At 39.3% G+C, this 22,936-nt stretch carries 27 protein-coding genes and 1 riboswitch; of the genes, 26 read left to right on the top strand and 1 reads right to left on the bottom strand.

Features of this window, described 5'->3' with window-relative positions:
• Window positions 1-25: 25 nt before the first annotated feature.
• The 18 genes from K364_RS0117505 (at window position 26) to trxB (ending at window position 15,575) form a co-directional block, all read left to right on the top strand.
• A complete protein-coding gene (locus K364_RS0117505; RefSeq protein ID WP_035270036.1) occupies window positions 26-589 on the top strand; it encodes a cob(I)yrinic acid a,c-diamide adenosyltransferase in 564 nt (187 codons plus the stop codon).
• Complete coding sequence (cobS, locus tag K364_RS0117500) at window positions 589-1,335, top strand: adenosylcobinamide-GDP ribazoletransferase (protein WP_028309097.1); 747 nt, start codon at window positions 589-591, stop codon at window positions 1,333-1,335. Before K364_RS0117505 ends, cobS begins: the two co-directional genes overlap by 1 nt.
• Window positions 1,335-2,198: a GHMP family kinase ATP-binding protein gene (locus K364_RS24670; protein WP_035270035.1), complete on the top strand. Its 864-nt coding sequence runs from the start codon at window positions 1,335-1,337 to the stop codon at window positions 2,196-2,198. The genes cobS and K364_RS24670 overlap by 1 nt, the downstream gene beginning before the upstream one ends.
• Window position 2,199: 1 nt before the next feature.
• Window positions 2,200-3,288, top strand: coding sequence for a threonine-phosphate decarboxylase CobD (gene cobD / locus K364_RS0117490; RefSeq protein WP_028309096.1), 1,089 nt, complete (start codon window positions 2,200-2,202; stop codon window positions 3,286-3,288).
• A complete protein-coding gene (cobC, locus tag K364_RS24665) occupies window positions 3,288-3,875 on the top strand; it encodes an alpha-ribazole phosphatase (RefSeq protein WP_035270032.1) in 588 nt (195 codons plus the stop codon). The genes cobD and cobC overlap by 1 nt, the downstream gene beginning before the upstream one ends.
• 147 nt (window positions 3,876-4,022) lie before the next feature.
• Window positions 4,023-4,856 carry a methyl-accepting chemotaxis protein gene (locus tag K364_RS0117480; RefSeq protein ID WP_028309095.1) on the top strand — a complete coding sequence of 278 codons (834 nt, stop codon included), beginning with the start codon at window positions 4,023-4,025 and terminating at the stop codon, window positions 4,854-4,856.
• A 158-nt stretch (window positions 4,857-5,014) separates the two neighbouring features.
• On the top strand, window positions 5,015-5,680 hold the full coding sequence (locus K364_RS0117475) for a DUF3786 domain-containing protein (RefSeq protein ID WP_169734770.1): 666 nt from the start codon (window positions 5,015-5,017) through the stop codon (window positions 5,678-5,680).
• Between the two features lie 18 nt (window positions 5,681-5,698).
• Window positions 5,699-6,367, top strand: coding sequence for a cytochrome c biogenesis CcdA family protein (locus K364_RS0117470; protein WP_028309093.1), 669 nt, complete (start codon window positions 5,699-5,701; stop codon window positions 6,365-6,367).
• Window positions 6,368-6,435: 68 nt separating this feature from the next.
• Entirely contained in the window at window positions 6,436-6,942 is a 507-nt protein-coding gene (locus K364_RS0117465) for a TlpA family protein disulfide reductase (RefSeq protein WP_028309092.1), read from the top strand.
• Window positions 6,943-6,974: 32 nt separating this feature from the next.
• Complete coding sequence (gene scfB, locus K364_RS0117460; RefSeq protein WP_277995611.1) at window positions 6,975-8,387, top strand: thioether cross-link-forming SCIFF peptide maturase; 1,413 nt, start codon at window positions 6,975-6,977, stop codon at window positions 8,385-8,387.
• Between the two features lie 116 nt (window positions 8,388-8,503).
• Window positions 8,504-8,696, top strand: a riboswitch (cobalamin riboswitch).
• Between the two features lie 347 nt (window positions 8,697-9,043).
• On the top strand, window positions 9,044-9,766 hold the full coding sequence (locus tag K364_RS0117455) for an energy-coupling factor ABC transporter permease (RefSeq protein ID WP_028309090.1): 723 nt from the start codon (window positions 9,044-9,046) through the stop codon (window positions 9,764-9,766).
• Between the two features lie 33 nt (window positions 9,767-9,799).
• A complete protein-coding gene (locus K364_RS0117450; RefSeq protein WP_028309089.1) occupies window positions 9,800-10,090 on the top strand; it encodes an energy-coupling factor ABC transporter substrate-binding protein in 291 nt (96 codons plus the stop codon).
• Window positions 10,087-10,860 carry a cobalt ECF transporter T component CbiQ gene (gene cbiQ, locus K364_RS0117445; protein ID WP_028309088.1) on the top strand — a complete coding sequence of 258 codons (774 nt, stop codon included), beginning with the start codon at window positions 10,087-10,089 and terminating at the stop codon, window positions 10,858-10,860. The genes K364_RS0117450 and cbiQ overlap by 4 nt, the downstream gene beginning before the upstream one ends.
• Window position 10,861: 1 nt before the next feature.
• Window positions 10,862-11,713, top strand: a complete 852-nt coding sequence (locus tag K364_RS0117440) for an energy-coupling factor ABC transporter ATP-binding protein (protein WP_028309087.1) — start codon at window positions 10,862-10,864, stop codon at window positions 11,711-11,713.
• A 79-nt stretch (window positions 11,714-11,792) separates the two neighbouring features.
• The gene (locus K364_RS24660) at window positions 11,793-12,542 is read left to right on the top strand and encodes a precorrin-6A/cobalt-precorrin-6A reductase (RefSeq protein WP_051534186.1); all 750 of its coding nucleotides are present in this window, start codon (window positions 11,793-11,795) and stop codon (window positions 12,540-12,542) included.
• 225 nt (window positions 12,543-12,767) lie between these two features.
• Window positions 12,768-14,183, top strand: coding sequence for a peptidoglycan DD-metalloendopeptidase family protein (locus K364_RS0117430; protein WP_028309086.1), 1,416 nt, complete (start codon window positions 12,768-12,770; stop codon window positions 14,181-14,183).
• Between the two features lie 49 nt (window positions 14,184-14,232).
• Window positions 14,233-14,616: a CoA-binding protein gene (locus tag K364_RS0117425; RefSeq protein ID WP_028309085.1), complete on the top strand. Its 384-nt coding sequence runs from the start codon at window positions 14,233-14,235 to the stop codon at window positions 14,614-14,616.
• A gap of 50 nt (window positions 14,617-14,666) precedes the next feature.
• Window positions 14,667-15,575: a thioredoxin-disulfide reductase gene (gene trxB, locus K364_RS0117420; RefSeq protein WP_028309084.1), complete on the top strand. Its 909-nt coding sequence runs from the start codon at window positions 14,667-14,669 to the stop codon at window positions 15,573-15,575.
• 10 nt (window positions 15,576-15,585) lie between these two features.
• Here the strand turns inward: trxB and K364_RS0117415 are convergent, their stop codons facing one another.
• The gene (locus K364_RS0117415) at window positions 15,586-16,344 is read right to left on the bottom strand and encodes a tRNA 2-thiocytidine biosynthesis TtcA family protein (protein ID WP_028309083.1); all 759 of its coding nucleotides are present in this window, start codon (window positions 16,342-16,344) and stop codon (window positions 15,586-15,588) included.
• Window positions 16,345-16,540: 196 nt separating this feature from the next.
• On the opposite strand from K364_RS0117415, the gene K364_RS0117410 reads away from it, so the two are divergent.
• The 8 genes from K364_RS0117410 to K364_RS0117375 all read left to right on the top strand — a co-directional run bounded on the left by K364_RS0117410 (window position 16,541) and on the right by K364_RS0117375 (window position 22,572).
• Window positions 16,541-16,777, top strand: coding sequence for a copper ion binding protein (locus K364_RS0117410; RefSeq protein WP_156946509.1), 237 nt, complete (start codon window positions 16,541-16,543; stop codon window positions 16,775-16,777).
• 141 nt (window positions 16,778-16,918) lie between these two features.
• Window positions 16,919-17,296 (top strand): cytochrome c maturation protein CcmE domain-containing protein, encoded by a 378-nt coding sequence (locus tag K364_RS24655; RefSeq protein WP_051534184.1) that lies wholly within the window; start codon window positions 16,919-16,921, stop codon window positions 17,294-17,296.
• Between the two features lie 15 nt (window positions 17,297-17,311).
• The gene (locus tag K364_RS0117400; RefSeq protein WP_028309081.1) at window positions 17,312-19,216 is read left to right on the top strand and encodes a heme lyase CcmF/NrfE family subunit; all 1,905 of its coding nucleotides are present in this window, start codon (window positions 17,312-17,314) and stop codon (window positions 19,214-19,216) included.
• A 19-nt stretch (window positions 19,217-19,235) separates the two neighbouring features.
• Complete coding sequence (locus tag K364_RS24650; protein ID WP_051534183.1) at window positions 19,236-19,934, top strand: ABC transporter ATP-binding protein; 699 nt, start codon at window positions 19,236-19,238, stop codon at window positions 19,932-19,934.
• Window position 19,935: 1 nt separating this feature from the next.
• Window positions 19,936-20,616, top strand: a complete 681-nt coding sequence (locus K364_RS0117390; RefSeq protein WP_028309080.1) for a heme exporter protein CcmB — start codon at window positions 19,936-19,938, stop codon at window positions 20,614-20,616.
• Between the two features lie 31 nt (window positions 20,617-20,647).
• Window positions 20,648-21,322, top strand: a complete 675-nt coding sequence (locus K364_RS0117385) for a cytochrome c biogenesis protein (protein WP_207640879.1) — start codon at window positions 20,648-20,650, stop codon at window positions 21,320-21,322.
• Between the two features lie 5 nt (window positions 21,323-21,327).
• Complete coding sequence (locus K364_RS0117380) at window positions 21,328-21,537, top strand: CcmD family protein (RefSeq protein ID WP_028309078.1); 210 nt, start codon at window positions 21,328-21,330, stop codon at window positions 21,535-21,537.
• A 153-nt stretch (window positions 21,538-21,690) separates the two neighbouring features.
• A complete protein-coding gene (locus tag K364_RS0117375) occupies window positions 21,691-22,572 on the top strand; it encodes a peptidase MA family metallohydrolase (protein WP_051534182.1) in 882 nt (293 codons plus the stop codon).
• Window positions 22,573-22,936 lie beyond the last annotated feature (364 nt).

The following is a 22,936-nucleotide window of genomic DNA, read 5'->3' as shown; positions in this document are numbered from 1 at the left end:
GTTAGAAGGTCAAGGAGTGATAGGAATGATCCAGATATATACTGGCAACGGCAAGGGTAAAACTACAGCAGCCTTTGGGCTGGCAATGAGGGCAGTTGGCCATGGCTTTAAGGTCAGGATAATCCAGTTTATGAAGGGCAGTACATACAGTGGTGAATTAAATTCAGCCTACAAGCTTGGCATTGAAGTATTTCAATTTGGCAGGACTTGTCCCCATGCCTCTGTTATCAAAACAGGGTTTATGAAGTGCCAGGGATGTGGTGAGTGCTGGATTGGTTTAAAGGAAGTAACAGATCTGGATATACAGAAGGTGAAAATGGCCTGGCAGCTGGCAAGGGATACAGCTGATGAAGGAAAACATGATTTGCTCATTCTCGATGAACTGCTAAATAGTTTTAAAAAGGATCTCCTTAAAGTAAGTGAGGTTGCTGACTGGTTGAGACAGGTTCCAGATGACATAGAAGTGGTATTGACTGGCAGAAATGCTCCCCCTGAACTAATTGAAATGGCCCACCTGGTATCCGAAGTTAAGGAAATCAAGCATTACTATAAAATAGGCGTTGAATCAAGAAGAGGAATAGAATACTAATGGCCAGTTTTTTGCTTGCCCTTAGCTTTTTGACAATTATACCGGCATATGGAAATAGAGTTGCAGGGGAAAAAGAAATGGCAAATTCACTTTATGCTTATCCCCTGGTGGGGCTCTTAATTGGGGGATTGCTGGCATTAGCGGCTTATGTGAGTGATATTCTTGCTCTGGGTCTTGGTGGAGATGGAGTTATAGTTGTCCTATGGATAATCTTAACCGGCGGCTTGCATATGGATGGTTTGATGGATACGGCAGATGGGTTGTTCAGCGGCAGGGACAGGGAACGCAAGCTTGAAATAATGAAGGACAGCAGGGTTGGTGCCATGGGAGTTATTGCCCTGGGTGCAGTATTGCTGCTCAAATTTTCATTGCTGGCATCCCTGCCTGTCTACCATAAAATATTAGCCCTGCTCCTTGCACCTGTCATAGGCAGGGCAGCCATGGTTTATTCCATTGTGCACTTTCCCTATGCGCGCTCTGGGCCTGGCCTTGGGAAATGTTTTGGTGAGAAGGCAGGCAGGGGAAAATTTTTGGCGGCTGCAGCCTTTACTCTAATTGCTGCATTTATTGCTGCCGGGCTGGCAGGAGTGATGCTGACACTAGCCACCCTGTTAACAGCTGCAGTCATGGCCAAAGGGATTGGCAGCATACTGGGAGGACAAACTGGGGATACATATGGAGCCTTGTGTGAGGCTTCAGAAACTATATTTTTAATTGCTATTGTCATAGGAATGGCGGGGTTTTAATGGAATATAAAAGTGCAGCAGCTTTAGCTCCGGGGACATGTGGAGAGCTTGTCCAGGGTTCAATAAACGGCAGGGATTTTTTAGTTACCTGCCCTGTTGACCTATGGTCAAGGCTTTCAGTATTTTATACAGACCATGTTGAGCAGCATAAATTGTTTCCCAAGGCAGCTAAAGCTATCCAGATGGCTTATGAGAAAAAAGGAGCTGCAGGTGGCAGGATAGGCTTTATCCGTGAAAGTGACCTGCCCATTGGCAAGGGAATGGGGAGCAGTACAGCTGATATTGCTGCCGCCTATGCTGCAGCCTGCAGACTGCTGGATGTTAAAATAAATGAAGATGAGATAGCAGATGTGGCACTTGCCATTGAACCAAGCGATGGCTTAATGTATCCAGGAATCTGCTTGTTTGACCATCGTAAGGGGTTATGGAGAGAACCATTAGGCAGTGCTCCACCCTTGAATGTGGTAATTATAGATCCTGGAGGAGAAGTTGACACCCTGGAGTTTAATGGCAAAAAAGATCTGCAGAACCTAAATGCTAAAAAGGAACAAGAAATTGTCAAGGCACTGGCCTATGTTAGAGAGGGAATTGCCGAGAGGGATCCTGAAAAAATAGGCAGGGGAGCAACAATAAGTGCCATGGCCAACCAGGAGACCTTATTCAAACCCCACCTTGAGGACATTATTAAGCTTTCAATACAGTTTAAAGCAATGGGAGTAAATGTGGCCCATAGTGGGACAGTAATAGGTATTCTCCTTGCTGAAATAGGTCCTCATGTAATGGAGGCTGCTGAATATATAAAGAAAAAGTTTCCACAATTTAATATATATACTTCAAAAATTATTTCTGGAGGTATCAAATAAAGTGCAACTAGAAAAAGGCAAGCCTGCCCACGGCGGCAACGTATGGGCAGCATCTCAAAAGTGGGGTATTCCACCAGAACAATTCCTGGATTACAGTGCAAATATCAATCCCCTGGGGCCTTCTCCAAAAGCAATCAAGGCCATACAGGATAATATAGGTGTGTTGAGCCATTATCCCGAACCTACTGGGGAAAGCTTTAAAGCTTGTTTGGGCAATTTTTTTAGGATGCCTACCCAGAACATAGTCCTAGGCAATGGTGGAGCCGAACTAATATATCTGGCTGGGAGAATGTTTTATAATAACAGGGTTATGCTCCTTGCACCTACATTTTCCGAATATGGGGAGGGTATTGAAAATCCCAAGATTATTCGGATAGGCCTGCAGCCTGAGGATACATTCATGTTACCAACTGAAGAAATAATTCATACAATGAAAAGAGATGATCTAATTTTCATTGGGAATCCAAACAACCCTACAGGCACTATTTTTGCCAAAGAGGAGATTAAAAAGATACTTGAGGCTGCATTAGATAAGAATGCCTGTGTGGTTGTTGATGAAGCATTCATTGATTTTTTAGGTGATGATTCCTATTCAATAAGATATTGGGTAGAGGACTATAAAAATCTGATGGTAGTGGGCTCATTGACAAAATTTTTTGCAATACCTTCATTACGCCTTGGGTATGCAGTAGCAGCAGAAGAAACAGCCCGTAAAATGGAATATCTGCTACCTACTTGGAGGGTCAACACCTTTGCTTTAAAGGCCGGTGAGGCTTCCATCAAGGATGAGGAATATATGGAGAAAACCTTAACCCTTGTTAAGGAGGAAAGAGAATTTCTTGCCAATCAATTAAGATTAGTCAAGGGGCTGAAGGTTTATCCAGGGGTGGCTAACTATATCCTGGTTGATGGTGAGGGACTTGCCTTAACCAGCGAGGAACTGCAGGAAAGGCTTGGCCCCCATGGTATATTGATTAGAAAATGCACATCCTTTTTTAACCTTAGCCCATATTATTTTAGATTAGCAGTAAGAAAAAGGGAAGAGAACACAAGGCTCATAGAGACCCTAAAGAAAGTGGTTGATATTTAATGAGAGTTATTTTGATAAGGCATGGTCAAACAGAATGGAACCTTTTACAAAAATATCAGGGCCAGACAGACATACCCTTGACTGACCTGGGAAGAAGCCAGGCCCAGAGAGCAGGGGAATATTTAGCTAATAATGAAAACATAGAAGTTTTATACTGCAGTGACCTGTCCAGAACAAGAGAAACGGCTGAAATAGTTGGCAGGAGTATTGGCCTGAGTCCAACCTGCGATGCTAGGCTCAGGGAGCTTTCCTTTGGGGAGTGGGAGGGACTGACCTTTACACAGGTATATGAAAAATATCCTGAAGAATTTAACAACTGGTACAATGATACCTTTAAAATTAATGTTCCGGGAGGAGAGTCCTTTGATCAGCTTATAGAAAGGGCCATGGAAGCAGTAAAAGAAATAATAGCAAAACATAAAGGAACCATAGCAATAGTTACCCATGGTGGGGTAATTAAAGCAATTCTTTCCCAAAGTGAGGCCAAAAGTGATTTGTGGCAGACTGGTGTTGAGCCAGGCTCAATAACCATCTTGGATATAGCTAATGGAAAATTCATACCTATAGAGATTGGGTTGAAGCCATAATTGATTCACATGGGGATTACAGGTTATATGTACCTTACCCATGGATGGAAAACTTCAAATCTTAACCATTTCTTAACAAATTTTTGACAGGTTTTTGACGAAAAATGTCGAATAATCTCCTAAAGTTAAAAGGGAGATGATATGAACATGAGTTTTAACACACCTACAGAAATTCTAACGGCAATTGGTTTTACCAGCAAATATTTAAAGGAGCTTTTTCCATTAGACTGCATGACCAGCGTTACTGACAGGGAAACATTTATAGCCTATTATCCAGGTGAAATAATAGATGTGGGAGCCAGGGTTGGTCAGCCCATTCCTTCAGCTGATGTTATACATAAGGCAATAGACACAGGCAAAAAGATTGTGGCAGAAGTTCCTAAGGAGGCCTATGGCTTTGCATTTAAGGGTATTATAATGCCAATACGCGATAATAGTGGTGAAGTAATTGGAACATTTAATGTAGGTATAGACCTATCTACTCAGAACAATATGATGGAAATAGTGGAAAACCTGGCTGCATCCTTTGAGCAGGTTTCGGCTAGCTCGCAGGAGCTGGCATCTTCGGCCCAGGAACTAAATAACATTCAAAATGAGCTGCTGGTTCTAGCACAAGAAGCTAAAGAAAGCCTTAATCGTACAAACCAGATCTTGAAGCTCATTGATGATGTTGCTTCCCAGACTAAAATGTTGGGACTTAATGCAGCAATAGAGGCTGCTAGAGCCGGCGAGGCAGGCAGAGGTTTTACTGTTGTAGCACAAGAAATACGTAAACTATCTGATAACACTACCAGGTCAACAAGTGAAATAACTGAAGTATTAAACAGCATAAAGGACAACATGGAACAAATTGTAGAAAACATCCAGAAAGCAGAGGACATAGGCAATAGCCAGGCTGCCGCCAGTGAAGAGATTTCAGCATCTATTACAGAAAATGCCACAGTAGCAGAAAAACTAACCCATATTGCAAGGTTATTTTAAAAATATCAGAAATAATAAGTTTTGAAAAGCTTTCTGTATAATATTTACAGGAAGCTTTTTAAAATAACCTTTTACTATTATTGCAGGTGATTTATTGGAGGCTGAAGAATAAATTAGAATAAAAAAAAGAGATGTTAATGTTAAATGAGGTGTTAAATATGGATATAAGAAATTATATGCTGCAAAAAACGAATATTCCATCATATGATGACGCCTTTAATGCAGCAATTAATTCTTTTTCTAAAAAAACACCTGATAGTATGTGTGAAAAAGCCGGAGCAGTGTATAATGAAAAAACCAGCACTATTGCTTTAACAAGTCTAGCCAAATGCCTGGAGGTCAAATATCCAGCGGGTGAAGTGGTTTTTAAAAACACCCTTGAGATTCCCTTGCTGGAATGGAGACTCATTGCAATAAATTATCTTGCTAGAGCAACGGGAACAAAACCGGCAAATGAACCCGTAAGCTTCAGGCAGTTGGAAGGCGGCAGCCTTTATTATCCTGCCTTTGAAAAAAGAGCTATAAGGCCCCTGGTAAGTCTCTTTGACAGCTCCAGCATGTACGACCTTAAGAGGGTTTTTGAATTTTACAAGGGTTTTTTCATTGAAAGGAGTTTTGGTGACTTTACAGTAGTTTTTGATTTTTTCCCAATGCTCCCCATTGAGATAAAGTATTATAAAGGGGATGGAGAGGTGCCATCAAATGTGAGTATGCATTTTGACTCAACTGCTAATCAATACCTGCATACTGAGGATGCTGCTGTTGCCGGTGAGCTTTTAATTTTATTATTAATTCAAGAAAATAAATTCTTGAAATCATTGTAGCCTAAAGGATGTGATGGGATGCTGTTGATTTTAACGTCTTTTGCTGCAGGGCTTCTTTCCTTTTTTTCTCCCTGTATAATTCCTCTAATTCCTGGCTTTCTGGCTTTTCTGACAGGGGAAACAGCCATGGAACAGGGGAAAAGCTTAAACTGGAATGCTTTTTACAAGTCATTGAGCTTTGTGGCAGGCTTTTCTGTTATCTTCGTTTTAATGGGCTTGTCAGCAAGTACAATTGGACAGTTTTTAACTGCATATCAAACAAGTATTAATATAATTGGGGGAACAATTATAGTCATTTTTGGGCTGCATATGCTGGGTCTGGTTGAACTATCATTTCTCCATAGAGGGGGAATGAAGTCTCCCAAGTACAGCAATGGCTTTTTATTGGGGGTAGCTTTTTCTGTAGCCTGGACCCCTTGCGTAGGTCCCTTTCTAGCATCTATTCTTATAATTGCCAGTACAGAAGCCTCAATTGTCTATGGAGGAATGCTACTAACATTTTATTCACTGGGACTTGGCATTCCCTTTGTGGCTGCTGCATTATTCTGGGGTAAAATAATGAAATCGGCCAATAATCTTGCAAGATTCAGCTGGTACCTTAATAAAATGGCTGGGGCAATTCTCATTATTCTTGGGTTCTTAATCATGACTGGAAAGTTTACCCAACTGTCTGCTTACCTCTCATAATAAGATAAAGGGATGGGTTCCACTATCTTATTGTTTATATCCCATTAAATTAACCGGAGGTGTTTTCATTGAGCAAGAAAAACTATTTAACCATAGGATTGCTGTTATTGGTGCTAGGTGTGGCTGGTGTTTTATTTTATCAGCAAAGCACTGAAAAAACTGAAGGACCTATGGAAGCTTTGATGACCATGGAGGTAATTAATGGTGAAATGATTTCAGAAAGTGATCTTGCTTCACGGCCTACCCTTGTGGTAAAGTGGGCCACGTGGTGTCCCTCCTGTGTAGATGAATTGTTATACCTAAAAGAATCCCATGACGAGTTTGCAAAAAGGGTTAATCTTGTTGCAGTTAATATCACTCGAAATGAAAGAAACTTTAATGATGTAATTAATTTGTTAGAATGGGCTGATCTGCCCTTTCTGGTGCTGGCTGATAAAGAAGGTAAAACATCAGAATATTTTCCATCTAGATTTATACCAGCTAACTTTTTGTTAAATCCTAATGGGGAGCTGGTTGAAAGTGTTGAAGGACCAATAGATCTTAAGACATTAAATAATTGGCTTAATAACATGTGATTAGAGAGACAGCAAATGGGGGTTTTTTATTAATGATAGACTTTTTTTTGGAAAAGGCAGCACTTGGGCAAATGGAGACAGAGATTCACTTCTTTGCTTATGAGGACTTATATATTTTGTTTGACGTAAATAGTGGAAGTGTTCATATATTAGATGAGATAATGTGGAGTACTTTGGATGCCTTAAAAAACAGCGGCGCCAATGAAAAGCTTTTTAGGAAACAGTTAGAAAAGTACTCTAATGTAGTTGTTGATGAAGCTTTGCAAGAGCTTTATTCCCTGGTTGAGGAGGGTACCCTTTTTGGGGCAAGTACCATATCCCAGGAAAGTGTTGTAAGTAAATTGGAAAATGTAATTAAATCCTTGTGCCTACATATTTCCCATGACTGTAATCTTGCTTGTTCCTATTGCTTTGCAGGCAAAGGTAACTTTGGTGGTCCAAAAAACAGCATGAGCTTAGAGGTAGGAAAAAGAGCTTTAGACTTTCTTATTGATAATTCCGGGAATAGGCCCACATGCGAAGTGGACTTTTTTGGGGGGGAGCCTTTACTAAACTGGGATACAGTTAAAAAACTAGTTGAATATGGAAAACAAAAGGCTTCCCAAAAGGGTAAAACCTTCAGGTTTACCTTAACTACAAATGGATTACTTTTAAATCAGGAAAAGGAAGAGTTCTTAAACAGGGAAAATATTAGTGTGGTATTGAGTATAGATGGTCGAAAAGCAATTCATGATAAAATGCGGCCAGTACCTTCCGGAGATGGAAGCTACGATCTAATATCACCAAAGATAAAATCCCTCGTGAATTCTCGCAAGGGTGAAAACTACTATGTTAGGGGAACCTTTACAAGGAACAACCTGGATTTTGCAGAAGACGTCTTGTTTTTAGCCGATGAGGGTTATACTGAAATTTCTTTAGAACCAGTAGTAGCCAATTCTGCTGAGGCGTTTGCCTTTCAAGAAAAGGATAAGGAAAGGCTAAAAAATGAGTATGCCAGACTGGCCAGAGAATATCTAAAAAGAAAAGCAGCAGGGAAACCCTTCAATTTCTTTCATTATAATGTGGATCTGGAGAGGGGCCCATGTTTACCCAAAAGATTAACTGGTTGCGGTGCAGGCTTTCAGTATCTTGCAGTGACGCCGGAGGGTGACCTGTATCCATGCCATCAATTTGTTGGCAAAGAAGAATATCGTTTGGGGGATTTATTTCAAGGCGTAGTTAACAGTGAGCTAGTTGAGGGTTTTAAAAAAGCCCATATTTATAACAAGGAAGAATGTAAAAGCTGTTGGGCTAGATATCTATGCAGCGGTGGCTGCCATGCCAATGCAGCTGCCAATAATGGAATAATAGAAAAGCCTTACCAAATGGGGTGCTTTTTGCAGAAAGTTAGATTAGAAGCAGCAATCTATTTGTATGTAAGTGAAAGAATAGCTAATGAGCGATAGGACTTAAATCTAAAAATGCAATAATGCAATAGTTTGCTCAAATGCAATAGTTTTTTTAAAATGAATTGAAATAGAAATTGAAATTATCCAAATATCATGATAGAATAATTATTAATTAAATATGGTATTAAACAAGTTTCCATAATGGAAATTAAATGGGAAGCTGGTGTAATTCCAGCACGGTCCCGCCACTGTAATGGTGAATTTCTTAGCAATATGCCACTGGGTTTAACTCTTTAGGGAGTCTGGGAAGGTGCTAAAGAAATGATGAGCCTAAGTCAGGATACCTGCTTGTTTAGTATTTCTTGTCGTACCCACGGTGTATGGGCGTATGAAATAATTTCGTTATATTCCTGTATCCCATGTGGTACAGGTTTTTGTTTTATATCCATGGTTCTAAAGTAAATAATGTTAGGTGCTTATCCTGAGGGATTAAGCTTAAAATAAATCGGTGAAAGTCCGAGCCTATGACTGTAAGGGGAATATGCTTAAGATAGCTTATGCATATGATGACACTATAGCCAGTACACAGCCTATTCTAATTCATCTATTGTGAGGTGATTAGTTTGGTGCTGTTTTTTTATGTATTTTGCTGCTGATAGGTTTTGAATGGATTGGATTAAGAGTATTGAATAAAAATGGGGGAGTGAATTTATATGAGGTTATTAACTGGATTAGCAGTACTATTATGTTTGTTTATTATTCCTGAGGAAGCAGCTGCAATGCATATTATGGAGGGGTTTTTGCCCATGGGATGGGCAGGGTTTTGGTCAATAATAATGCTGCCATTTTTAATCCTAGGGATTCGATATATTAACAGGCTTGTTAAGGAAAATCCAAAAACAATTTTGCTTGTTGCTTTTGCTGGTGCTTTCACCTTTGTAATGTCGGCTTTAAAACTTCCTTCTATTACTGGGAGTTCGTCACATGCTACAGGCATGGGTCTAGGGACTATTCTTTTCGGGCCAACTATTATGGTTGTTATAGGTTTGATAGTTCTGGTATTTCAAGCTGTTCTTTTAGCCCATGGAGGACTAACAACCCTTGGTGCAAATGTTTTTTCAATGGCAATTGTGGGTCCCTTTGTTACATATGGATTTTACATAGTTTTAAAAAAGCTTGGAGCTCCCAGATGGGCATCAATTTTTTTTGGAGCAGCAATTGGAAGCTTTGCCACCTATATGGTGACAGCTTTACAGTTAGCATTAGCCCATCCCTCTGAGGTTGGTGGCATTTACGCGTCATGGATAAAATTTGTGGGTGTCTTTGGACTTACTCAGATTCCCATTTCCATAATTGAAGGAATTTTAACAGTTATGGTTCTAAATTTACTTTACACATACAGTAAGCAAGAGATAGAGGGGCTAAATATTTCTTGATTCCTAATTTTTGTTTAAGGGTGGTGACTTCTAGTGTCTGGTAAAAATAATGTTTTATTGATGTTGTTGCTAATTGGATTAATTATTGTCCCTTTGATAATTAACTTTGGTACAGAGTTTGAAGGTGCGGATGGGTTAGCAGAAGAAGCAGTTGGAGAAATAAATCCTAATTATGAACCATGGTTTGCTTCTGTATGGGAGCCTCCAGGGGGAGAAATTGAAAGCCTGCTGTTTGCACTGCAGGCCGCCATTGGTGCGGGGTTTATCTGTTTTTATCTGGGTTATAGAATTGGTCAAAAAAGAAGTGGGTGTAATGCTGCATGACACACATTGATCAATATGCTTATTTTTCTTTTCTCCGGGATGTTCACCCCGGAGAAAAGTTCATGTTTGCTCTTCTAACCATGGCCCTGGTCCTTATTCTTAACTCCATAGTCATTTCTGTTTTTGTTGCCATTATAATGTCGCTGATAATAATTATAGTGGCCAGGGTAAATTATAAAACCTTTTTAAAATTAATGCTGCTGCCAATGGGGTTTCTGATAATAGGATGTGCTGCAGTTGCTGTGAGTATTACCATTACACCCTTAAATTTTTTGCTGTCATTTAAAATTGGTTCTTTATGGATTGGCGTAACAAATGAAACTTTATTAAGCTCAATCAACCTATTTTTTAGAGCTAATGCAGCAGTGACATGTTTGTACTTCCTGGCACTTACCACACCAATGACTCAGATTATCTATGTTCTTCGCAAGCTTATGGTTCCAGATATCATAATTGACTTAATGGTCCTTATTTACAATAATATTTTTGTATTTTTTAAAACAGCCAATAATATTTACATTTCACAAGTATCCAGGTGTGGTTATAATGGCTTTATGGGTAAGCTCAAGTCACTTTCTTACCTGTGCTCTAATTTGTTTATTAAATGTATTAAAAATACTGATGAAACATACAATGCGCTTCTTTCTAGAGGGTTTAATGGTGAATTAAGGGTTATTGAGGAAGAATATCAGCCTAAAAAAAGAAACCTTGCTGGGATATTAGCCTTTGATGCCGTAATTGTTCTAACATACTTCATTGGGAGGTTTTAGGTTGCCAAAAAATATTATTGAAGCCAAAAATTTATCTTATCAGTATAGTGATGGAACTAATGCACTGCAGGGAGTTAATATGGCCATAGAGCTTAATACCAGGGCAGCAATTTTGGGGCCAAATGGCGCTGGAAAATCAACTCTGCTTTTACATTTAAATGGATTATTAAAACCAACCTCTGGGGAGATGTTTTATAAAGGTGAACAATATACATATCAAAAAAGTTTTTTAAATAATATCAAGAAATTAGTAGGTATTCTTTTTCAAAATCCTGATAACCAGCTTTTCTCTGCAAGTGTTATCCAGGATATCTCTTTTGGCCTAATGAACATTGGTGTTCCTAGAGAAGCAGCATTAAAAAGAATACATCAGGTCGGTGAGCAGCTTGGTATTGACAATTTATTTCATAAACCAACTCATTTTTTAAGTGTGGGTCAAAAAAAAATGGTTGCTTTGGCAGGGGTATTAGTTATGGAACCGGAAATGGTTGTTTGTGATGAGCCAACTGCAGGACTAGACCCTTGCAATTCAAAGATAATGATAAATGTGCTTAATCAACTGCATCAAGATGGAAAAACTATTCTTATTTCGACACATGATGTTAATATGGCATATTCATGGGCAGACACCATATTTATACTGGACAAAGGAAGGATATTGGGTAAAGGAACTCCCTTTGAGGTATTTTCTAATAATGCATGGGTAAGCAGCTCCTGTATGGAAACACCGGTAATACTTGATATCTGGGATTATTTAAAGAAATGTGAATTAGTAGATTTAGAATCTAACCCTCCCAAGAATAAGCAAGAACTTTTTCAAATTTTTTCATTAATTAAACGCGCACGCGCGTAGAACTATTTAGTCCCAACTGGGGGTTATTAGTTTTTTGCTCTTAGATGTACTTTATTATTCCTTAATTGGGGTGGCTTAAATGATTTTTCTTTTGGTAGGTGTAAGGGAAGGAATAGAAATTGCTGAAAAAATTGCTGCTCAAGGCCATGAGCTGAGAATTCTGGCTAAAACACGGACCAGCAGGGAGAATCTTAAAAAATTATCATTTGATGAATGCTTAGTTGACGCTGAGACTTTCCATTTGATTGACTTTTCTAAAGTAAAATGTGTGGTGGATGCTGATTTGGAAAATAGCAATAACTACCACAGCATGCTCTCTGCCCTGGCAAACAAACCAAGATATATTCGTTTTTTAAGAGAGGAATTGGAGCTTCCCAGCAGTCCTTTAATAAAAACAGTCTATTCCTTTGAGGAAGCTATTGAAAAGATAGCTATAAAGGGTATCAACACTATTTTCCTGACAACAGGGAGTTATAATCTGGAGAAGTTTATTAATAATGATAAATTAAGGGGGAAAAGAGTTGTAGTCAGGGTTCTGCCTGATTGGAAGGTTATTAAGAAGTGTCAGGATATGGGAGTGGCGGCAAAAGACATTATTGCCATGCAGGGACCTTTTTCAGTAAAAATAAATAAAGCAACCTTTAGAATGTACAATTCTGATATTATAGTTACACGTGACAGCGGCAAGTCTGGGGGTACAGATAATAAGCTTGCAGCTGCATTAGAAACCAAGATTCCCATAGTAGTTATTAAGAGAAAGATTACACATGACTTTCCTGTGGCTACTAGTATTGAAGAAGTCTTAAAATTTGTCTGCCAGAATCACTAGTCACTGGTGTCTTCTGCCTGAGTTGACTAAAAAGAGAGCTGCATGGATTTAATTTTTAAATCGATAAAATAACCAAGGTTTTTCTTCAGAAATTTAGTTTTTTATGGTATAATTTTTATGTGTGAATTTTACCAAATAGAATAATTTTACACAATTTGGACAGGCCCAAAAGCATACAATAGATTAGGGGCTCAAAATCTCGGAGGGAGGATGTGGGGGAATAAAGTGTCATCAACGAGTAAAGAGAAGCAAGCCAGGTCGCGTTTTGGGGGTATAGATAGAGAAAACCTTGGCAGATTCAAGGGCGCAGCAATAGGTGGTTTAGTATTAATACTTTTAGCAAGTGTATTTGCATATAATATATATATTCAACCAAATGCAGTAAATGTAATAGTTGACGGTTCGGTTGTGGGTACAGCACAAACACAGAACCAGGTAGAGGAAATAGTAGAGGAACTACATAAAGAAAAGGAAGCTAATGGGTTAAGTGTAAACTGCATAAGCGTTATTGAGTTTGAACCAATAAAGCTGACAAAAAAGGCCATAATGGCACAGGAAGATATTGCTAATATATTAAGAGATAGTCTGGTATTCCACTATGGAGCCATTGGTATATCAGTTAATGGCGAGATTAAGGCAATATTAGAAAACAAGCAATTAGCTGAAAAGGTAATTCAGGAAGTAAAGGAAAGTTACTTGCCTAAAAACGGTAATGGCTTTGAAGTAAATGTGCTGGAAGTTTCCACAGCAGAAAATATCACTTTTGAACCTGTGGATGTTGAAATGGAAGAGATAATATCATTTGAAGAGGCTTTGGAGCTTTTAAAGTTTGGTGAGGAAAAGGTCACCTACTATGAAGTTGCATCGGGAGATTCTTTGTGGACAATTGCCCAGAAAAATGGAATACGTGTCAGTGAACTAGAAGAAGCAAATCCTGACATTGATGTTAGTCGTCTGCAGATAGGACAAAAACTGAGGTTAGTAAAACCAGAGCCTGCTTTTAACGTACAGGTAAAGTATGAACAAATTGCACAGGAAACTATTCCCTTTCCTGTGAAAAATGTATATAATGACTCTCTCTGGAGGGGCCAGAGCCAGATTCAGGAAAGAGGAACAAGGGGCAAAAAAGAGGTAACATATATTGTAACAATGGAAAATGGCAGAACCTTGGAAAGGAATAAGATTAATGAAGTAGTAATAGAGGAGCCCAAAACCCAGGTTGTTGCTGTTGGTACCAAGTTATTAGTAGCTTCCAGAGGTGGCGGAGGGACTGGTCCGCTAGGTTGGCCCCTCAGGGGTAACATTACATCGCCCTTTGGTCAAAGAAGGGGTGGGTTCCATTCAGGTATTGATATTAATGGTAAAACTGGAGATCCAGTATATGCAGCGGAGGCTGGCAGGGTTATATTCTCCGGTTGGCAAGGCGGATACGGCAATCTAGTTATTATTGACCATGGGGATGGAGTTACAACCTATTATGCCCACGCATCTCAAAGACTAGTAAGTAATGGAGATCAGGTGGAACGAGGAGATTTAATTATAAGGGTTGGCAGTACTGGTAGAAGCACTGGGCCCCATCTGCACTTTGAGGTAAGAATAAATGGTCGACCGGATAATCCTACTAAATATTTGAGAAACTAAACTAAAGCCCCGGAATTGTCCGGGGTTTTCCATTAAGGAGGCAAGTGAAGTGGACTGGAAAACTGTTAAAACAATTGCAGTAGTAGGTGTTTCAAATAAACCTGATAGGGATAGCCATATGGTGGCAAAGTATCTAATAGATGCTGGCTTTGAAGTAATACCAGTAAACCCCAGGATAGATGCTTTTCTTGGAATTAAAGCCTATCCAGATCTTCTATCAATTCCGTCTGAAAAGAAAATTGATATAGTTAATATTTTCAGAAAGTCATCAGAAGTACTGCCTGTAGTAGAAGAGGCCATTAAAGTAGGTGCAAAGGCAGTATGGCTGCAGTTGGGAATTATAAATGAGGAAGCAGCTCATATGGCAAAAAAGGCCGGGCTGGAGGTTGTCATGAACAGGTGCATAAAGGTTGTACATGGGTGTGAAAAATAAGTAATATTAAGTCTGTTTGGCGTTTCATAATCTGAGAAGAGGTGAAAAAAATGTACGAGGTAGCTATAATTGGAGGAGGGCCTGCAGGGCTTACAGCTGCTCTCTATACTGCAAGAAGTGGAAGGAAAACAATTATTATTGAAAGAAGCATGCCGGGAGGGCAGGCAGCCTTGACAAGCTGGATTGAAAACTTTCCTGGGTTTCCAGAGGGAGTGTCAGGACCTGACTTGATGATGAAATTTTATCAGCAGGCCTCCCAATTTGGTGCTGAAATGATAACAGAGGATGTAGTAAGTGCAGATTTACGTGATGATGTTAAAATAATAAAGACAACAGGCAGAGCTATTGAGGCAATGTCGGTAATTATAGCCTCAGGTGCACAGGCAAAGAAGCTGGGCGTGGAAGGCGAGGAACGGTTTCAGGGCAGGGGAGTATCCTATTGTGCAACCTGTGACGGGGCTTTTTTTAAAGATAAGAAGGTTGCAGTAGTTGGCGGGGGAGATTCTGCTGTGGAAGAAGCAATCTTTCTGACAAAGTTTGCCGGCGAGGTGCATATTATACATAGACGTGATGAGTTAAGGGCAACCAGGATTCTTCAGGAAAGGGCACTAGAGAACCCCAAAATTAAGTTTATCTATAATACTGTAGTTGAGGAGATCAAAGGTAATAAGGGTGTTGAAAAGATGCTCCTTAAAGACGTTAAGACTGGAGAGCTGAGGGAAGAAGCTATGGATGGGGTTTTTGTGTTTATAGGTACAGTACCAAATACTCATTGGCTTGAAGGCGTTGATCTAAACCAAGGCGGCTATATCCAAACAGATGATTTTTTAAAAACCAATCTGCCTGGAGTGTTTGCAGCCGGTGATGTAAGAGAAAAATTCCTGCGTCAGGTTTCTACTGCAGTAGGCGATGGAGCAACCGCTGCCATGTCTGCAGAAAGATACCTTGGGGAAAAGTAGTTATAGGCAGTTATTTAGTATACTGCTCCGGATTCCAGAAGTTGTCGAGGCTTACATTCTGTACTGCACAGAGAAACTTGTAGCGGATATCTGAATACTCCATGCTTAAGCTGGAAACAAGCTTTTTGATTTCCTCTCTTTTTGTCTTTTTGTTTGCGGGACAGGGGTTCTTGATAACTGGAATGTTTTTATTCTCGACAATTCTAATAATAGTACTCTCCTCAAGGGACATTAATGGCCTAATCAGGGTAATATCTGTTCTGTCCAAATATGATTTGGGCTGAAAGAGGCCCATTTGACCATTGAATATAAGGTTCATGAAAAAGGTTTCCACTGCATCATCTAGATGATGTCCAAGGGCAACCTTGCTGCAGTTTAATTTTTTTGCAGCTTCATATAGTGCTCCCCTTCTAAGATTGGCACACAGGGCGCAGGGGTTTTTCTCCTGGCGTATCTCAAATACAATTTTGCCAATTAAAGTAGGTTCAACATGAAGCTTATTTCCCAAATCTGAAACAAAGTCAGCTAGAGGTGTAATATCCATATCATCAAAGCCCAGGGTAAGGGTTATAGGGACCAGGTCAAACTTAACAGGCATTTGCCTTTGCAGGGCAGATAGAATATAAAACAGGGTTGAGCTGTCCTTGCCCCCTGATAAGCCTACTGCAACACGGTCACCATCCTCAATCATCTGGTAGGTATAGATATTTTTCTTTACTGGTGTAAGAAACCATTTTCGATCAGTTCTTTTGATATTTAATGCCACCATATATGTTCCTTCGCCGCCTTACCTTATTAGTGTTATTTTTAAAGAGCTTGTACTCCACCAGCCTTGTACTCTCTGGTCTTGTGCAGCTTAATTGTACAGGCTTATGCATAATAGTATATCAAAAATATAGTTTCCCTGCATAGTCTAATGTTAATGAGGCAAAAATGAAAGTGTTGGAAAAGGGGAGGTGATTATTATGTGCGAAAACTGCAATTGCGGCAAGGAACTGCAAACCATGACCATAAGCATTGAAGGCATGTCCTGCGGCCATTGTAAAAAAGCTGTGGAAGCTGCTTTAAAAACCCTAGATGGGGTTTGCGAAGCAGAGGTAAACCTGGATGCCAACAGTGCCCTTGTTGCCTATGAAAAGGGTAAGGTTACTGAAGAAAAAATCAAGGATGCTGTAGTTAGTGCCGGGTATGAAGTTAAATAGGCTTCTGGACTTAATAGTCAACTGCAATTTTGTGGTTGGCTTTTTTATTTTTTAGGGAGTTTTCAAAAAAATTTAGTTTAATTTTTTGGTTTAATAAATAAAATTTTCGCTACTAGTAAATAATGGATAAGAGGTGATGATATGAAGCTTTCTAAGATGCTGTTAGTTGTATTATTACTGCTGGTTTCCTCCTATACATTATTTTTGTTTTCTCAAAATGTTAGGGTGAGTTATGAAACTTCCCTTGGGAGCCTTATAGAACAAGAACCCTCTGACAGGTTGTACCTGCTCGTTGGTTTAGCAGAACCGGCCTCGGTAATATGGGATAGTGCCTTACAGGAACTAAGCTTTAATCTTACAGACGGGGAGTACTCTATTCCTGTAACATATGACAAGCCCATCAGCACTGTCATGGACCTGGCAGAGGTGGAGATAATGGTGGAAGGCTATTACACTGGTGGCATTTTCAGGGCAAATAAACTCCAGACGCGCTGCCCTTCTAAATACGATGCAAAATAATAATGAGGTGAGGATATGGGATCTATTGGATACTTTTTTCTAGGTATTGGGCTTTTAGCTGCTTTAGTAAATTTGTTATTTATCGTGTCAGGGTGTTTTAGCCATAAAAGGTTCTGGATAACAGGTGTACAAAGGCTGTCTTATGGCACTATGGCTAGTATTGGCATATCATGTTTGGCTCTTTTGGCCATTCTTGTTAAAGGTGATTACGGAGTTGTGTATGCCTTTACCTACACAAGTGAGCACTTGCCCCTAATCTATAAAATATGTGCATTCTGGGCAGGAGATGCTGGCTCGCTTCTATTTTGGACAGGTCTTCTAGCGTTAATACTGGGCATATATATTTATTCTGAAAGAAAGAAAAAAGACAGCAGCATCCTTCCTGTTATTGGGGTGGTTATTCTAAATATTGCTCTATTTATGCTTATTCTCCTTGCAAAGTCTAATCCCTTTGCGTTAATGGAAACACAAGCACAGCAGGGCATCGGATTAAATCCCATGTTGAGAAATCCTTACATGGTATCTCATCCATTGACCCTGTTTATTGGCTATGCACTGCTGGTTGTACCCTTTGGGCTAGCTGTTTCCTATTTGATATTTCCAACCAAAAGAACCTGGACAGAAAAGGCTAGAAACTGGGTCCTGGCATCTTGGATCTTTCTGACTTTAGGCAATCTGCTAGGAGCCATGTGGGCCTATCAGGAGCTGGGCTGGGGAGGTTATTGGGCCTGGGACCCTGTAGAAAACGCTTCCTTCATACCATGGCTCCTTGTGACAGCACTTTTACATACAATGCATCTTGAAAGAAAGTTTTCCATGTGCAGGCTGTGGAATTTGCTTTTAATATGTTCAGCATATCTGCTCACAATTTTTGGAACCTTTATTGTAAGAAGTGGAATTCTCCAGTCAGTTCATGCCTTTTCAAATACTGGTACGGGTATTTACTTTTTATCTTATATTTTCATTGTCATAATGGCTTTTGTTTATCTTGTTTACAGGGCAAAAACAGTTCTAGGGGAAGTAAAAAACAGGGATACTATAGGAATTAACATGCTCATTGGAGGAGCTATAATTTTATCCATAACTGGATTCATAGTATGGGCTGCTACAATCTATCCATTATTTACTCCCTTTATAACTGGGGAAACCATGAATCTTACTGGGGAGTTTTACAATACAGTTACAGCACCACTGTTTGCCTCTCTAATACTGCTCATGGGGGTCTGGCCTATAATTGGATATGGAAACAGCCTGCAAATAAAAAAACTAAAATGGACAGTACTTCTACTTCTAATTTCATTGGGAACAGGAACCTTTTTATACTACCTCACAGGCGGTCCTTTTACTGCTGTCCTTGGGTATACCATCTGTGCTTTAGCATCCATATCCCTGGTAAAAGAAACAGCCGATTTAATCTATAAAAGAGTTAGGGAAGGCAAAATAAAGTCCATCAACTTACTTCAGAGAATACCAGCTGCCGCTCATCTAGTACACCTGGGGGTGGTGATACTTGCAGTAGGAGTAATTACAACCCAGGTATACTCACAGCACCATACCAAAACCCTTCATCAGGGAGAAACAATAGAGGTATCAGGTTATTACATTACTTATGAAGGTCTGGGTAAGGAAGCAGGTGCTGACAGAACAACCATCTATGCTTACCTGCCTGTTTCTACTGGTGGAAAGGCCGTATATGAGTTAAATCCTAAAAGATCATTTTATGAAAACTGGAACCCTATAGCCAGGGTTGCCATTAGTGGTACCTGGGCAAAAGACATATACGTGCAGCTGGCAGGGTGGGATGATTTTGGTAATCAGGCAACGTTTATGATACATATTAATCCCCTGGTACGCATGATATGGCTAGGCGGCTTTTTGTTAGCCCTGGGAGGATTTATAGCCTTTTTCAGAAGATTATAGTGAATAGGCAGGAAGGATTATGACACTAGAGATAAAAGAAATTTCCAAAACTATCAATGGTATGCAAATACTTGATAAAATCCAATTCACCGCACCAAGGGGTACCCTTACTATTCTCTGTGGACACAATGGAGCAGGGAAAACAACCCTGCTCAGAATTCTGGCAGGCTTAGTAAAACCAACCTGGGGCAGTATAGTATGGCAGTCAAATATATTTACACACCACTATACTTATAGAAGATTTGTTGGATATGCAGGTCATGAGCTAATGCTCTATGAGAACCTAACAGCAAGGGAAAACCTGCTGCTGTTTGCAAAATTATATAAAGTGAAAAATCCAATGGATGAAATAGAAATTTTGGGAAAAAGCATTGGCTATTTGACCTATATGGATCAAATTGTTGCTAATCTTTCTAAAGGAATGAGACAAAAAGTATCCATAGCCCGTTCCCTGCTTCATAATCCTCAAATAGTTTTGATGGATGAACCCTTTACAGGCCTGGACATTCGAAGCAAGGAAAGGCTTGAAACTATTATCAAAGACCTGTTAAATCAAGAAAAATGCATAATTATAGCTCTACATGATATAGAAAAATTGGCTTACCTGGCACATCAGATGGTATTTTTAAACAGAGGGACCATTAGTCATATTGAGTTTTCATGTGGAAAAAGTAAAAAGTGTGAGGACAAAAAATTAGCGGTTAGTGGTGGAGAGTAGAATGGATTTCATTAGAGAGGTTGCAGTACTGTTAGAGAAGGAAATTCTCCTGGAAAAGAAACAAAAAACAGTTGTGGGTCTGGGCATGTTTTTTGCTTTTCTGCTGGTTTTTGTATTTTCTATAATATTTATGGATACCAGTGTGGATTTGAGACTTGTTTCCGGGCTCCTGTGGATAGCAGTTACATTTACAGTAATTCTTGTAGTTAATCGTTCTTTATATGTGGATCAGGAGAATAACTGTATTGAAGCTTTATTCATGTCACCCATAAGCAAACATGCTGTCTTTTGGGGCAAGTGTCTGGCCATATTCATTATGCTTGCAGTGCTGCAGTTTTTTATGGCCATTGTATTTATAGTTTTTTTTCAAGTGATTTTACAGGCAAACGCCCTTGGAAAGCTAATTTTTACTCAACTTCTGGGTACCTTTGCCATGAGCAATATCACCATTCTAGTGGCCATGATGATTTCAAAAATAAAGGGTGGAGAAATTCTGCTGCCTGTTATACTCCTACCCTTATTAATACCCCTCATAATAAGTCTGGTAGAGACAACTAGTTTAATACTAGGTGGTAATGGTAATGAAGGTCAATTGGGTCAATGGATGAGGCTGATAGTTTTTTATAGTGCTGCAGTGATAATTGTTCCAAGCTTGTTTTTAGACAACATTACCAATGAATAGACTTTGACCAATGATAGAAGGAGGCATGAAAATGGTAAGGAAATTAGGCATTTTAACCTTTGTATTTATGGTAATAGCACTGACAACTGTTTTTTTCTTTGCTCCAGAGGAAAGGATAATGGGACCCATTCAGAAGATATTTTATTTTCATGTGGCTTCAGCCTGGACTGGTTTTTTTGCCTTTTTTGTGGTTTTCATAGCCAGCATGCTATTTTTAGCCACCAGGGATGGCAAATATGATAGAATCGCTGTCTCTTCAGCAGAGTTGGGTACTCTTTTTATTACTATTGTCCTCCTAACTGGGCCTATTTGGGCAAGGGCAGCCTGGGGTACATGGTGGACCTGGGAACCCAAGCTTACCACCACCCTTGTACTCTGGTTTATTTATATAGCCTATCTTGTGGTACGAGATCTGGGTGCAAATGATACAAGGGGAAAGAATACCGCTGCTATCTTTGGCATAGTGGGGTTTTTAAATGTTCCCCTGGTGTATTACTCAGTTGAATGGTGGGGCCGCAAGCTCCATCCTGCAGCAGTAACTGGTGGAGGCCTGGCGGAAGAAATGGTGATAACACTAATTATTAGTGTTATTAGTTTCAATATGCTTTACTTATATTTAATGTTTCAGTCATATGGTTTGATGCAGATAAAAGAAGAATTATTCAATAGAAAAAGAGAAGCAATTAATCTTATTACCTGGGAGTGATGATAATGACCTATTTATGGTTAGCCTGTGCAGCAATCTGGGCTGGCATTAGTGCATATTTACTAATGCTAAATAAAAGGGAAAAACATCTAAAAGATGAATTACAGTTCCTGGCAAAATTACTCAAGGAATATGAACATGAAAGAAAAACCTCTATGCTGCAAAAAGAAAAAGGGGAAGAAGTATATAAAGAGGCTAAAATTAAGCCCAGCTGATGACACAAAAGATGGGTTCCCCTTCTTATTTTCAGCCATTTAACTTAGGTTCAGCTTTTTGTTATATTTTCCAATGATATTGGTGCTAAATGATAGTATAATCTAATAAGCATAGATATAGCTGCAAGTTAGCAAAAGGGGGAGGGGCTAACCATGCTGCAAAGAACCGCTTACTTTAAGTGTACAGTAAGGTTCTTAAGGCTGTGTGTAAATATTGCTTTAGGATTCATACTAGTGCTACTGTCATTATCTGCAAAAAATCCTGCTTTGCCAAAATCCCTTGCTTATGGTTTTGTGAGGGAAACGGCAAAAAAAGAAGTAGAATTTAGAACAAGAAATTGGAATTCTCTAAAGAATGAGCAATTTCTTATCAAATACCAAAACCAGGATCTAGAGAATGTAAACCTTGTGCTTGACACAATTAATATGGATTTTCAAAAGGTAAATGAAATGCTGAACTTTACAAATAATGGCAGGGTACCTATTATTATTTATCCTGACAGCCCAAGTCTAGGTAAAAGTTTTGGATGGGATTCTGATCAAAGTGCCATGGGCGTATACTGGGCAGGGGTTATAAGAATAGTGTCTCCAGAAGAATGGTTGGGTGATTTATCTCAAGAGTCTGCCAGGGAAGTGTTTCGCAAAAAAGGACCCATGGTTCACGAGTATGCCCATTTGGTAGTTGATTACAGGACTCGAGGAAACTATACAAGATGGTTTACTGAGGGTATTGCCCAGTTAATAGAGAAGGAAATAACTGGCTTTCAATTTGAAAATACTGCTCTTAATACTGATACAGCTCATTGGTACGATTTAAAGGATATGGACAGAGACTTTGATACTCTGCCAAGCCAGGCCTTGGCCTATAGTCAATCCCTAGTCATGATTCAATGGCTTGTGGATGAGTATGGTTATGATGATTTAAACACCATTCTAAATCATTTAGGGGCCGGAAAAACATTGAATCAGGCTTTTCAAATAGTAATAGGAAAGACACTGAATCAATTCATGGAAGCATGCAAAAATTCATATTAACTTAATAGTTAGTTCACAAATACTTCACATTTATGTTTTATCCTATAGATAACTCCTTTAACTGACCTCCAATATATAAAACCCCACGTTAAAAGCCACAAAAAGGCTTTTACAGGCCAACAGGTCCTAGGCATGACTCAAAACTGCCTTCTTTTTTATACTTATAAAAAAGCATTCCTGTTTTTCTATCCTGGAATAACTTCATGATATATAGGCAAAATATTTATTACAGTAGTTATGCACTTCCAGGATAATAATCCCAGTTCCATAACCTTAGTGATAAAAATTTTGGCCAAAATTTATCAATAATCCTTGCAAAGCGCTCGGTTGCTATGTCAAAATAGACTTGGATCAGCTGATTGTG

Source organism: Desulfitibacter alkalitolerans DSM 16504, assembly GCF_000620305.1.
GTDB classification, from domain to species: domain Bacteria; phylum Bacillota; class DSM-16504; order Desulfitibacterales; family Desulfitibacteraceae; genus Desulfitibacter; species Desulfitibacter alkalitolerans.
This window is presented reverse-complemented; position numbering and strand designations above follow the sequence as displayed.

Excerpts from the sequence above, each read along its gene's own strand:
- K364_RS0117375 (WP_051534182.1), top strand. The coding sequence starts at position 21,691 with ATGCTGCAAAGAACCGCTTACTTTAAGTGTACAGTAAGGTTCTTAAGG.
- K364_RS0117505 (WP_035270036.1), top strand. The coding sequence starts at position 26 with ATGATCCAGATATATACTGGCAACGGCAAGGGTAAAACTACAGCAGCC.
- K364_RS0117470 (WP_028309093.1), top strand. The coding sequence starts at position 5,699 with ATGCTGTTGATTTTAACGTCTTTTGCTGCAGGGCTTCTTTCCTTTTTT.
- trxB (WP_028309084.1), top strand. The coding sequence starts at position 14,667 with ATGTACGAGGTAGCTATAATTGGAGGAGGGCCTGCAGGGCTTACAGCT.
- K364_RS0117475 (WP_169734770.1), top strand. The coding sequence starts at position 5,015 with ATGGATATAAGAAATTATATGCTGCAAAAAACGAATATTCCATCATAT.
- K364_RS24655 (WP_051534184.1), top strand. The coding sequence starts at position 16,919 with ATGAAGCTTTCTAAGATGCTGTTAGTTGTATTATTACTGCTGGTTTCC.
- K364_RS0117380 (WP_028309078.1), top strand. The coding sequence starts at position 21,328 with ATGACCTATTTATGGTTAGCCTGTGCAGCAATCTGGGCTGGCATTAGT.
- K364_RS0117455 (WP_028309090.1), top strand. The coding sequence starts at position 9,044 with ATGAGGTTATTAACTGGATTAGCAGTACTATTATGTTTGTTTATTATT.
- cbiQ (WP_028309088.1), top strand. The coding sequence starts at position 10,087 with ATGACACACATTGATCAATATGCTTATTTTTCTTTTCTCCGGGATGTT.
- K364_RS0117385 (WP_207640879.1), top strand. The coding sequence starts at position 20,648 with ATGGTAAGGAAATTAGGCATTTTAACCTTTGTATTTATGGTAATAGCA.
- scfB (WP_277995611.1), top strand. The coding sequence starts at position 6,975 with ATGATAGACTTTTTTTTGGAAAAGGCAGCACTTGGGCAAATGGAGACA.
- K364_RS24670 (WP_035270035.1), top strand. The coding sequence starts at position 1,335 with ATGGAATATAAAAGTGCAGCAGCTTTAGCTCCGGGGACATGTGGAGAG.
- K364_RS0117400 (WP_028309081.1), top strand. The coding sequence starts at position 17,312 with ATGGGATCTATTGGATACTTTTTTCTAGGTATTGGGCTTTTAGCTGCT.
- K364_RS0117415 (WP_028309083.1), bottom strand. The coding sequence starts at position 16,344 with ATGGTGGCATTAAATATCAAAAGAACTGATCGAAAATGGTTTCTTACA.
- K364_RS0117480 (WP_028309095.1), top strand. The coding sequence starts at position 4,023 with ATGAGTTTTAACACACCTACAGAAATTCTAACGGCAATTGGTTTTACC.
- cobS (WP_028309097.1), top strand. The coding sequence starts at position 589 with ATGGCCAGTTTTTTGCTTGCCCTTAGCTTTTTGACAATTATACCGGCA.
- cobC (WP_035270032.1), top strand. The coding sequence starts at position 3,288 with ATGAGAGTTATTTTGATAAGGCATGGTCAAACAGAATGGAACCTTTTA.
- K364_RS0117410 (WP_156946509.1), top strand. The coding sequence starts at position 16,541 with ATGTGCGAAAACTGCAATTGCGGCAAGGAACTGCAAACCATGACCATA.
- K364_RS24650 (WP_051534183.1), top strand. The coding sequence starts at position 19,236 with ATGACACTAGAGATAAAAGAAATTTCCAAAACTATCAATGGTATGCAA.
- K364_RS24660 (WP_051534186.1), top strand. The coding sequence starts at position 11,793 with ATGATTTTTCTTTTGGTAGGTGTAAGGGAAGGAATAGAAATTGCTGAA.
- K364_RS0117390 (WP_028309080.1), top strand. The coding sequence starts at position 19,936 with ATGGATTTCATTAGAGAGGTTGCAGTACTGTTAGAGAAGGAAATTCTC.